The 11541-nt window shown below is 46.1% G+C and carries 7 protein-coding genes and 2 pseudogenes; 2 read left to right on the plus strand and 7 right to left on the minus strand.

Features of this window, described 5'->3' with window-relative positions:
• The 5 genes and pseudogenes from BUF15_RS25520 to BUF15_RS25550 form a co-directional block, all read right to left on the minus strand.
• Window positions 1-567 (minus strand): annotated as a pseudogene (locus tag BUF15_RS25520) (hypothetical protein); the annotation flags it as partial.
• A 109-nt stretch (window positions 568-676) separates the two neighbouring features.
• Complete coding sequence (locus BUF15_RS25525; RefSeq protein WP_073617105.1) at window positions 677-922, minus strand: hypothetical protein; 246 nt, start codon at window positions 920-922, stop codon at window positions 677-679.
• A gap of 448 nt (window positions 923-1370) precedes the next feature.
• Window positions 1371-2147 (minus strand): substrate-binding periplasmic protein, encoded by a 777-nt coding sequence (locus BUF15_RS25530; protein ID WP_073617107.1) that lies wholly within the window; start codon window positions 2145-2147, stop codon window positions 1371-1373.
• A gap of 693 nt (window positions 2148-2840) precedes the next feature.
• The gene (locus BUF15_RS25535) at window positions 2841-3677 is read right to left on the minus strand and encodes a class I SAM-dependent methyltransferase (RefSeq protein ID WP_084554603.1); all 837 of its coding nucleotides are present in this window, start codon (window positions 3675-3677) and stop codon (window positions 2841-2843) included.
• 1170 nt (window positions 3678-4847) lie between these two features.
• The gene (locus BUF15_RS25550) at window positions 4848-7310 is read right to left on the minus strand and encodes a PAS domain-containing protein (protein ID WP_073617112.1); all 2463 of its coding nucleotides are present in this window, start codon (window positions 7308-7310) and stop codon (window positions 4848-4850) included.
• A 476-nt stretch (window positions 7311-7786) separates the two neighbouring features.
• Between BUF15_RS25550 and BUF15_RS25555 the strand changes: the two genes are divergently transcribed.
• Window positions 7787-8368, plus strand: a complete 582-nt coding sequence (locus tag BUF15_RS25555; protein ID WP_073617114.1) for a manganese efflux pump MntP — start codon at window positions 7787-7789, stop codon at window positions 8366-8368.
• Window positions 8369-8493: 125 nt separating this feature from the next.
• Here BUF15_RS25555 and BUF15_RS25560 read toward each other — a convergent pair whose 3' ends face one another.
• The gene (locus BUF15_RS25560) at window positions 8494-10176 is read right to left on the minus strand and encodes a methyl-accepting chemotaxis protein (RefSeq protein ID WP_073617116.1); all 1683 of its coding nucleotides are present in this window, start codon (window positions 10174-10176) and stop codon (window positions 8494-8496) included.
• 989 nt (window positions 10177-11165) lie between these two features.
• On the opposite strand from BUF15_RS25560, the gene BUF15_RS28550 reads away from it, so the two are divergent.
• Window positions 11166-11408, plus strand: coding sequence for a PocR ligand-binding domain-containing protein (locus tag BUF15_RS28550; RefSeq protein WP_159441390.1), 243 nt, complete (start codon window positions 11166-11168; stop codon window positions 11406-11408).
• Here the strand turns inward: BUF15_RS28550 and BUF15_RS27960 are convergent.
• Window positions 11377-11541: pseudogene (locus tag BUF15_RS27960) on the minus strand (IS4 family transposase); the annotation flags it as partial. The gene BUF15_RS28550 and the pseudogene BUF15_RS27960 overlap by 32 nt on opposite strands.

The following is an 11541-nucleotide window of genomic DNA, read 5'->3' on the forward strand; positions in this document are numbered from 1 at the left end:
AGGAAATAATTCGCGAAACTTGATAGTCATTATACCTATCAGCACGGAAAACAGAGTGATAATCCAAGGAAAAGCTTTGACTTTAGATATATACCTCCCGAGGTTAGGTAGCCATAGAAGAGCAAACCAGAAGCCGCTGAATATATTGGCGAGGCTTCTGAGCATCACAAAACCATGATTTATTACTGCAATGGAATGGAACCCGTCGAGAACGCCCATCATCAAAAATCCCATGGACAACAAGAAATATTCTTCCTTCTGCTTTTCGTTGTCCTGCTGCAAATACAAAAGAAGCAGAGCCATGAGAATTGCCTGAACAGCTCCTACCCCTTCGATAGATGAATGCAAGGGTTCATATTCTAATAGGATATCTTTCGAGAAAAATTGCAGAAAAATACCGGCAGAAGCTATAAAGAGAAAGCTCAATCCAAGAAAGAGTAGGAAAAATGTCCGTTGCGCCTGAGGAATGAGCATCACCTCCCCCCTTACGTAGTGGCTCCAAGTGCTTAAAGAACTAGCCTGCTTTTTTAGGGTAACAGTGTCTGCTTCAAAGTAGGCCAAATGCACTTATACTCCTGACATTATATTATTTTTGATAAGTAATCAATGGGAGTGGTAAGGCCCGTGTTCAATTGTTGAATGAAATTCGGATCATTAATCCGGTGGTTTAATAGGTTTACGTCACATACTGGATCAAAGGATGCTTGAAATACTTTTTAATTCTTTCTGACTTCTTTTGAAGCATCCTCTTGCCGCTGGAGTTGATGGTCAGTGCGCCATCGCCGGAGGTGTCGATGACTGCCCGTAGCCGCTTTCTATTCCGGTCTTCCCCCTTTTCGTGGATGATGCGTTCGGTAACATCCCGGAGGATGGCGGCGAAGAGCCAGCCGGAGTTATTCTGACAGTATATGTAACTGTCCAATTTGCCTTACCCCTGACAACCCTATATTAATTGAATGCTGGTCGAGTTAACCTTCCTGACATGTTGGGATCGGCCAATAATCTATAATTGTGCCCAAATGGAGCAACTGCAAAGAAGAGATTACCAAAGTATCCTCAGGCGGCTCTGCTCTCAATATTTGAGAGGAAAATCCTCAGGTGCAACCAGCAAGCTATTAACCTTGCCGGTGCAAATCTTCTGTGCCGCTTGCCTACCAGCGATGAAGGTAACTACACATCGCGGCCTAGTCCGTCCGACCCTTTTCATCCATTGGAGGTTAAAGTCATAGCGTAGTTTTTCGTTCCATTGGGCTTCATACCCCCATACCAGCTAGTGGCGGGGCAAGGGGAGAGGTAATCTAGGCTACCCGGTTGAGACTGTAATGAGATATCCTGTCCTCAGAATCGAAGGGGTATTGCTGAACGAACACTTAAGGCGCCATCGCCTTCGCGGCAGGGAAATGTTCCAAGATTGCTTCATATGTTCCGTTTTCTTTGATTTTTTTTATGCCGTTATTAAGGTCGTTAACTATTTTTTGATAATTTTTGATATTTTTTGATATCGGAACATACAATTTTTTCACTGTGTATACCGGTTCTATAATTCTCACTAAATGAGCAACCTCTTTGAATTTCTTTTGTAAGAGCCAAGCTGCGACTTCTTCAGAGTCTATAAATATGTCTATTCTGTCTGCAAGTAACTTGTTCAGGTTCTGTTCGGTGGTGGTTACTTCTTCCTTTTTCAGGTAGGTGGCGGAGTCAAATTCTTGAGAGTAACTATAGCCTCGTATTGTCCCTATTGTATATGATGAAAGTTCTTGTAACCGTTTATATTGTATTGCTTTGTCTATTTTGGTGATAAAAACAATACGTGTTTCTGTAATTGGATCTGAATATTGAAAGTTGTGAGTTCTTTCTTCGGTGTAAAATGCTCCGAGCAATCCGCTACATATTCCTTGTTTTGAAGATTCAAGAGCTCTTTTCCAAGGAACGAATTTCACTTCAAGTTCGTAACCTTCGATTTTGAAGGCTGCTCTAACAATCTCTGTAAAAACGCCACCTTTCTCAAGGTCTGGGCCATAATATGGCTCCCATGGATCTGTCGTAAGACAGATTGTTTTGTTTTGAGCAAAAAGACAATTGCCTGAAATGACAGGAAGAAATAAAGCAAAGAAAATGATCAATGATATTCTGTTCATTTTAATCATACTCGATTCACCATCCACTGATATGCGAATTGTTTGTAAGTATTAAGCCATTGCGGATATTCATATAAGTAAGCTGGTGGGCTATCGCCTATCGATTCACCACAGTCAGATCAAACGCATATTTTGTGGTGTTTCTGGAGTGGACCAAGCCATCAAAGAGGAGGAGAATTTTATCAATGTTCATAAGAGGCCTCCTTGTGTAGGAATTAAACGTGCTCATGTCTACTTTCTGCATGACTATCTTGAGAACCATTATAGCACTGCTGCCGCCTATCCCGAAGAATAAGCAGCACACACTCAAGCCATTCGGAGGAGGCACGGTGAGATGGTTGATATCAAGCCACTATCGAAAGGCCATGGGATGGGCGAGAGTGTCTACTCTGATCGGTCGATTTGAAAGCAGTATCGGTTACCTGCTGATGCCCTGAAGACATGATCAATACTGGCGTGCTAATCGTGCAAACTGCTTACAATAATTGCAGATGCCAACTAGCCTCTTCATGGAATATCAGTCAGCTTGCAGATACCGTAGAATATAAGATTAGTGAAATGCGAAGCCAATGCAGTTAAATGATCATAAAAGATAGCGGGGCTTCCAATGCTGCCAGCTGAAGGTGCCTGGCCTGTTGAGCAATGGTCAACAAGCCCGAACTGACACCTTCAAACGCCTTTTTCAGCTAGGATTACCTAGCCCTATTTGGTGGTAAGACAGAAGCTGATATCATCAGAACGATAGAGTTCGCAGTCTGGCAATATGTTCTTATAAAAACTGCAATGACCAAAGCCCTTATCCCGAACAAGTTTCTCTATCTGTGCATGCGTAAATGCATGGGTCCAAAACCTGTAGATATCCGCTTCTCCTCTGTCATCCGTTATAATATGCTGACTCAGACACACGTTCTGCTTCGGATAATAATGTTTTTCCTGCAAGGCAAGGTAAGGTCCACTTTTCCAGAACCCTTCTTTGCAGATTTCCCACTCGCGATTTCCGGTTTCGGCAAGTGGGAAGTTGTCGTTTAAAAAGTCGAAACAGAAGATCCCACCAGGCTTTAATGATCTATATATATTGGATAACACCTTCTGGCGAATCTCCGGGACCAGTACTCCGAAATCAGTGAAGATCATGAGGACAAGATCGAAGGTCTCCCTCTCGTCCAATTCCACGTAATCCAGGTTGTGATAGGTTATATCAAATCCTTTCCTGTTCGCAGATTCCCGTGCATAGTGTATTGAATTGGTTGAAATGTCTACGCCGCTAACTCTGTAGCCCCGTGCAGCAAGATGCTCAGCATACAGGCCTGGACCGCATCCCATGTCCAGTATTGCTGCACCCGGTCGTAATACTGTCGCTTCAAGCCACTCTATGGTCGAGAGGATAGTCGTTGGTTTCCTGCTGGCAAGATCGATGTCAGGGTTGAGGTGAACGGCCAGTAGCTGTTTGGAAATATGCTCATCATCCCACATGGTCGCGGTTCCGGGTGTATAGACCAGTGGACGTGAGGCAGATGTAATATAGTCGTTGAGTTTCATGAAAACCTCTTTTGCTATCTAAAGGATAAAAAAATCCTGTCTGTGCAGGACGCACACATTTGCGGTGAGTGCCGTGGATTACAACAACCACGATGCTCAAAAAAGGGGCTGCAGATTGCAGCTATGGAAGTGCTAACAGGTTCTCATGATGCGTGTATGTACACGCGATTTTCTTGGTAGTCAAGAAGATCCACGCAAGAGGATCCACGCCAGAGACTTTGGTCTTCATCACATGAAACCCAAAAGGGGTCACATCTGCGTTTGACTTATCTTGAGTTTAATTCTTGTTTTTAGAATGCAGCATAGGATCAACGTTTAAGTGGCAAATATATCTCTTGCCGGCCATAAACGTTCCTGTAAAGCTGCATTTAAACCTTTCTCCTAACCTGGTGGACTCTTAACCACCAGCATGGCAAGGCTGAAAAACCGCTCCATTTTTGATAAGCCTACTGAGCAATACTTTCGTATCAGTCCAATTCGTATAAAGCAGAATGGCTACCATTACGACCGATACCACAACAGTATCATGCAGTGCCAGATTGAGGTTTGTATTGCCAATAGGAATGCGATGGCAATTGCTATGACCTGAGACTATTCCTGACAGGGTCGGACAGGATAAATCTTGAGAATTGCTCAAAAATGGAGTAACTGGAAAGTCAAGATTTCCAAAGATAAGGACATGCGAGCATCAGAAGGTCATGCTTGTCAATCTCATTACCTGTTATTCGATCATGAGCTCACGGATAATCTCTCATCTGAGACTGCATTTTTGCTGTTAGGATTACGAAACTGACTGATTTTTTCAGGACAGTAGGCATATTAACTTGAAGCTTAGATACAGTATGATGATCTTCGATATGGTTATGTTAACGCTTTGTATATCCGGATTGTATTGGCGAATTGGCAACCAGAGTTGATGTAGTGGTTCGCCCGTAACCATCTGCTTAATATTTACTTTAACTTGAAAAGATCTCAAACAGCCTATCACCCAACCCCTTCGAAGAAAAAGGTTTCTGGAGAAAATGTACAACCTCGTTCCAGACGCCGTGATGAACGATGACATTGGCCGTGTATCCAAACATAAACAGCCGTGGAATGTCCGGATAGATGGAAACCTGAGGTGAGCAGGGTTGTGGCAAGTTGGATCCAGGTGCCTCGCCCCGATCAACGTCAACTTTTGTTCTCTGGTACATTGTCTATGATCCGTCTTATCAGTTTAGCCAGGTCACGGATGATCAGCGGTTTGAGAATGAAGCCGGCGAATCCTTTCTCTTTCGCAGTCTTCTCATCGAAATTCTCACTGTATCCGGTATAGATAATTATCGGTAATTTCGGACGGATTGACAGGATTTGGCTGCCTAAGGCGTCGCCGGTAAGTTTGGGCATGGTCATGTCCGTTATTACCACATCCCAGCGATCAGGATCCTGGAAGAATACCGCAAGAGCCTGCCTGCTGTCGGTAAATGCTGCCACCCGATAGCCAAGCAGCCCTAAAGATTCTGTTGCCAGATCGGTCTGCAGCGCTTCGTCATCGACAAAGAGTATGCGCTCGTTGCCGACGGGCAGTGGCTCCTGCAATATGGTTTCTTGGGACAAATCTGCAGTGATGGCCGGCAATAAAATGGTGAAACAGGTACCCTCGCCCACCGTGCTTCTAACATCGATGACTCCCTCGCAGGCCGTGACAATACCGTGGACCACGGCCAGCCCCATACCCGACCCCAACTCCTTAGGTTTGGTAGAAAAAAACGGCTCAAAAATCCTTTCGAGGTTCTCAGGTGCGATACCACTTCCTGTATCATTAACAATCAGCCTTAAATATCGGCCTTTTTGACAGTTGAAGCGACGAAGCTCTCCGTCATCCTCGATGTTCACTGTCGATAAGTCCACAGTAAGGGTGCCACCGCTCATTTTCATTGCGTAATGGGCATTGGCACATAGATTCATAACAACCTGGTGCAGGTTGGTCGGGTCGGCGAGAACGGCATCTTCCGAGTTGAGGTGCTGAAGTAGTTGAATATTGGTAGGCAAGGAAGAAAGGATCAGCTTCAATGCTTCCTTGACGACAGCTTTGAGTATAACCGGCTGAGGCTTGTTATCGCTCTGATGGCTGAAAGCCATGACCTGCTTGACCAAGTCTCTGGCTCTTTGGCTGGCGGTCAGAACTCTCGCCAAGTATCCCTGTATTTCTGGGCGATCCGACGATTTCTCAAAAGCCAACTCCACATAACCCAGCACAGAAGTAAGTATATTGTTGAAATCGTGTGCTATTCCACCTGCCAATGTGCCAAGGGCCTCCATGCGATAGGCAATTTCCAGTCGGCGCTGCAAGGCTTTTTTCTCCTCCTCAGCCGCTTTCCAGTCGGTAATATCCAGCGCGACCCCTGCCAGCAGAGCTGTCCCTTGTTCATTGACAAGGGGGAATTTGACAACCAAATGCTCCCGTCGCGAACCGTTAACCTCGACGGCCTCAGTGGTTCGTAAAACCCGTTGTTCGGCGAGGACCTGACGATCATTACTGATGATTTTTGCAGCTATATCTTCTGGCCAAAGCTGCTGGTCGGTCTTTCCCAGTCGCTGTTCGACGGTTTGGTTATAAAAGGCTGTTACTGCGCGGTTGAGATAGACATATTTCCCTTCCTCATCCTTTATGAAGGCCAGAGCGGGAAGGTTATCCATAAAGGCATTGAATCGAGAGGCACTTTCTGCCAGTGCTCTGGCCGTATTCTTCGTCTCTGTGACATCTGCCATGACCCCCACCAGGCCACCTACTGTTCCATCGGCTTTGAGGAAGGATGCCTTGTTGAAGACAACATGGTGAATGCTGTTGTCAGCGTAGCGGACTTGCGTCTCGTAGATTTGAACACCTTGGTTTTCCATCAGTGCCAGATCCGCAGTATGATAGCTTTCAGCCAATTCCCTGGGAGCGACGTCATAGACTGTTGTTCCAATAATCTGCTCTTTGGACTTGCCGAGAAAACTGCAGAATGCCGAGTTACAGCCGAGATATCGCCCGTCAGTGTCTTTGTAAAAAAGAGGGCTGGGAATGGTTTCGATCAGTGTATTTAAAAATTCCAGCTTATCGGAGATCACCATCTGGCTGTTTCTGCGGTCGGTGATGTCACGAGAGCTTTCAACAATTTGCCAGACATTGCCTTGTTCATCGAGAATTGGGGCGGCGACAATTTCAACGTGGATTTCCTGACCATCGTGGTCATAATGCAGATGCTCGACTTTGACCGGTTTTTTGGTCCGAAAGACTTCCAAAACCGGGCATGGATGATCGGCTGTCGAGCACGGGGTAGGGCGACCGTGTGAAAGCTCATGACAGGTTACCTTTCTCTTCTGAAAGCCGGTCTTGGCCCCTCCCCAAACTGCACGATTCGCCAGGGCAATTGAAAAATCAAGGTTTATGACCATGATGGGTTCGGGGATTGCATCTATGACAGTCTGCAAACTTGTTTCCCGGATGTCCGTTGAATTGTCGAAACCGTTACAGCACCCATCTTCCTGCTCAGACTGAGGGCCGTCCCACCCCATCTGTTTTCGCAGTGTTTTCAACTGCCGCCGCTTTTCTTTCAGACTGCTTTCGAGGTACTTGATATCTTTTTCTAGATCGAACAACTCCTGCATCACATTCCTCTTATTTTGGTAAAGCTTGGTGACAACTCAATAGCAGGCCAGCCATTGGCAGTGTCAACTCATTATATGTTGCATAAGATGCTGCTGCCAATAAAAATTACATTGCGATGCTCTTAGAGATAGTCGAATCCGACCAACTCCCGGATAGCCGATCGCCCCATGCAGGATGCGTGTGAAGCACGCATGCTCACTCAGATCTCCTCACCATTCTTTTTCAGCATCCTATAAGTGTAACGTCTAGGTCTGATTTCCAGCGCAGAGGCGTATCATGTCTCAGACGTACGAAGTAATCTCATCAGTGCTGAACACAATCGGGCTTTACTTGTGGAGAAATATGCCCTTTGGAAGGGGAAACGAAGTAGCTTTCAGAAAAAGCACCGAAGGTCATTGCTCTTGCCTACAGACGCCACCCCATGGTATATGTCCCGATTTTCAGGTGACAGTGGTATTACTTTTTATAGAGTGCAATGAATCTTCTTAATATTCTAGGTATCGCCGTCGCCTTAGCGATGGACGCTTTTGCCGTTGCGATCGCCACTGGCGTAAATCTCAAATCCGTGAGTTTTCGCCAGACATTCAGGCTTTCTTGGCATTTCGGTCTTTTTCAAGCGATGATGCCGGTAATCGGCTGGGCATTTGGTGCCACCGTCAGTTCATTCGTCGAAGCATATGATCACTGGCTCGCTTTCGCATTGCTCGTTCTTGTCGGCGGGAACATGATGCGGGGAGCCTTTGCCCACGCTGAGGAAGAAAAGCCGTTCAAGGACGCGACACGGGGCATGACCCTGGTGATGCTATCAGTGGCCACCTCCATTGATGCACTAGCCGTAGGTTTCAGCATGTCGTTATTGAAGATATCGATAATCACGCCTGCGCTTATCATCGGCATTGTTGCCGGCCTGTTCACCATAATCGGCCTTCACCTTGGAAAATTTGCAGCGTCGTTCGACAAAGTATCGCCTGTGGCTGAAGCGGTAGGGGGATTGGTACTTTTAGGAATCGGAACCAACATCCTTCTTGATCACGGGGTATTTCACTCTTTTGTGTGACTCTGCTAGAGACAGTCACTGCCCCAATTTTGCCCAACTGACGTGGCGTTGGGGCGCCACGCAGAGGAGTTGCCTGCGTCTACAAGACTCGAAAACTATCTTGCCAATTTGATGAAGAATCCAGATTAGAGTTTGAATTGGTTGACTATCGATGCAAGCTGATCGGCAAGTCTTGAGAGATCCTGTGATTGCGTGTTGACATTATCACTATGTTCCTTGATTTGTCCTGAGATTCGGTTTACCCCACCAATATCCTTGGAAATTTGCGTAGATACGGTCGAGCTCTGCGAAACATTATCGTTGACCTCGGCAATTCCCATAGCAGCCTGCGATACATTAGTGGCGATCTCGTTGGTAGAAACAGACTGCTCTTCGACCGCCGTGGCGATCGTGGTGACAATATCATTGACATCATTAATGATAGTTTTAATTTCGCTGATCTCGCTGACAGTCATATTGGTAGATGACTGAATGGCCTCGATCTTCTGACGAATCTCCAAGGTCGCTCCGGCTGTTTGCTTGGCCAACTCCTTAATCTCGTTGGCTACAACTGCAAAACCTTTCCCTGCCTCGCCTGCACGGGCCGCTTCAATAGTGGCGTTGAGTGCCAGCAGGTTGGTCTGATCCGAAATCTCGGTGATCGCTTCAGTAACTTTACTGATTTCTTTCGCAGCACTGCCAAGTTCGTCAACACGTTGCGATGCCTGAACGGTCTTGCTCACCGCCGCCTCGGTGATTTGTCGTGCCTTGGCTGTGTTTCCGGCTATCTCAGATACCGTGGCATTCATCTCCTCAGCAGCCGAGGCAACCATCGTGACATTGACGGAAGCTTGCTCACTGGCGGCTGCAACCGCATTCATATTGGCGCTCATCTCTTCAGCGGAAACAGCAACGGAGTTAGATCGGCTGGTGGCTTCATCTGAACCGCTGGCCAAGGTGCCGGAAAGATCAGAGAGATCCTTCGAAGCCTGTTTCAGAGTGACAAGATTGGTTTGCACCTGGCTGATGATGCCATGCAATTTGTTCATGAAAACATTAAACCATCCGGCCAACTGGCCGATCTCATCACCTTTGGTCTCAAGTCGTTTGGTCAGGTCTCCCTCCCCTTCGGCAACGTCCTGGACCATCCTGATGGCATCACGGATGGGTTTAAGAATAGAATTCCCAACAAAGAAAAGGGCCACACCGGCAACCAGCAGCATCACGGCGGCGAAAGTCCGACGCGCCATAGCAGCCTCCACCATCTGGGTGTGCATTTCCTCGACGGCCTCTTGGCTTTCTTCTTCCAGTGACTTGATGATGGCCATCAGTGGTTTGTCGATCTTTTGCATAAGACCGTCGATCTCATCGTCAATTGTATCAAAGGCAGCCTGATCGGCCCGCTTCGCGATTAGATCGGCCAGATCAATGAGTATTGCTTTCTCCAGTTGCGGATAAAAAGTAGCAATTTCGTCTACCAGTTGCTTCTCCTCCTTAGTATCCGCAACGTTCTGCAGGTTGCTCATGTTTTCCTTGAGGAACTTGCTTTCAGACTGCATCTCCTCTTTGAGTTCGCTAGCTATCTTCCCCTGTTCTTTGTCGATAATCGCGTCCATCCCGGCAAGAGTGAACTCCACCAGAGTAACTTCAAAACTCGCCAGAAACGAAACATCGCTCTGTCGCTGGTTGAGTTCGGAAAGGGCGTTATCCACCTTGGTAATGATGATCGAGTTAAAGACCTCGCTTGCGCCCACGGTGAAGAGAAATAAGGCACCTATTGCCATGAGTTTGGCTTTTATCGTTAATCCCTTCTTCGTTCTCGAGTTCATAATTGTTCCTTCCTTGGTATGACCATTGGGAGCTATCTACCCAGTAGAGAGGGGTGGGGCAGCTGTAAATCAACATTTCTGTGTCAAATGGGCCATGGCACTGTAAAGAGATTATCAATCTTTTTTTGAGTTTCGCAAGGTGCTTTGGGGGAGGTGGTATTGGTCGTTTGAACAGTATTGGATTGCGATTAAGGTGGGAATTGGCAATCCAATAAACTTGTCAAGAAGGGAAAAAAAGAGCTTATTCCTGAGAGAGCAGTTTCCGGCATTTCATTGGAATTGGACGAAAATGGAGTAACAGTAGACTGTAGCTTACCAAAGACTCTCAAAAGTGAAACAGCACTCCAACCTGAGGTGCCTACTTGTGTTCATTTTGGCCTTGACTATGGCCCAGCATCGCTCTCTAAAAGGAGCAATTTAGCTCTTTTGAAAATTCGAAATTATCCCTTGAGAGATAGCGAGTAATGGAGCACTTTTGATTCTTGGTTTTCCCTGACATCTCTGGGTTGTCTTGTTCACATTGGTGAACGAAAAAAGCCTGTGGCCCAAAAGTTCAGACAACTCCTATTAACTTGGAAAAACAGGGAATGTGTTGACTCTTGACTGAGAGCATATTTTACGAATACAGGCCAGCAACCTTGCCAGCAGCTGAACTGAATGCCGGATCATCAAATGCACGAGCAAATCCACTCGGCCGTTCCAGCACTGGTAGGCCTTGTTTCTGCCACAGTTTTTCTATCCCGCCGAGATAAGCAAAGCAATCTCACGACAATCGCCTTAGAATCACTTAACATACCATTTCGTAAGGCCACAAAGAATAGTGGTCACTTCCCCTGTGACTAAGCGATGTTCAAGTCGCTCTGCCGGGCCTTGTAAAATATTGCGAAAAAAACGACAATGGCATGAGAGACTGAAAAGCAGCATTGAATCTGTTTCGCATCATTTTTTGGCGACAAGCTACCGACCATCTGAATATGGAAATGTCTTTGATGAAATATAAGCTGAAAGATCTTATTGATTTAGAGCACTTTCAAAACCTGCAAGACAGGTTGAATAAAATATATTCCTTTCCTTCGAGCATCATCGACAACGATGGAAATATCCTGACCGCTACTGCCTGGCAGGATGTATGCACAGAATTCCATCGGAAAAATAAAGATTGTGAACGAGAATGCATTAAAAGTCAATGCTGTCTCACAGTTAATTCCATAATAAAAGCTGTGGAGATTTAATTGGTTGCGAATTGTCAGGGGGCTTAAATAAATCGCTCATTGAGCGACGGTCAAACAGATTTAATTGCAATAGTCGTAAAATACCTGAAAGCGATAAGCCCAGCTTGGCTACGAACTTCAAATAAGCCAGCAG

The organism is Desulfopila aestuarii DSM 18488, from assembly GCF_900143695.1.
In the GTDB taxonomy this organism is placed as follows: Bacteria; Desulfobacterota; Desulfobulbia; order Desulfobulbales; family Desulfocapsaceae; genus Desulfopila; species Desulfopila aestuarii.

Excerpts from the sequence above, each read along its gene's own strand:
- BUF15_RS25555 (WP_073617114.1), top strand. The coding sequence starts at position 7,787 with ATGAATCTTCTTAATATTCTAGGTATCGCCGTCGCCTTAGCGATGGAC.
- BUF15_RS25530 (WP_073617107.1), bottom strand. The coding sequence starts at position 2,147 with ATGATTAAAATGAACAGAATATCATTGATCATTTTCTTTGCTTTATTT.
- BUF15_RS25560 (WP_073617116.1), bottom strand. The coding sequence starts at position 10,176 with ATGAACTCGAGAACGAAGAAGGGATTAACGATAAAAGCCAAACTCATG.
- BUF15_RS25550 (WP_073617112.1), bottom strand. The coding sequence starts at position 7,310 with ATGCAGGAGTTGTTCGATCTAGAAAAAGATATCAAGTACCTCGAAAGC.
- BUF15_RS25535 (WP_084554603.1), bottom strand. The coding sequence starts at position 3,677 with ATGAAACTCAACGACTATATTACATCTGCCTCACGTCCACTGGTCTAT.
- BUF15_RS28550 (WP_159441390.1), top strand. The coding sequence starts at position 11,166 with ATGAAATATAAGCTGAAAGATCTTATTGATTTAGAGCACTTTCAAAAC.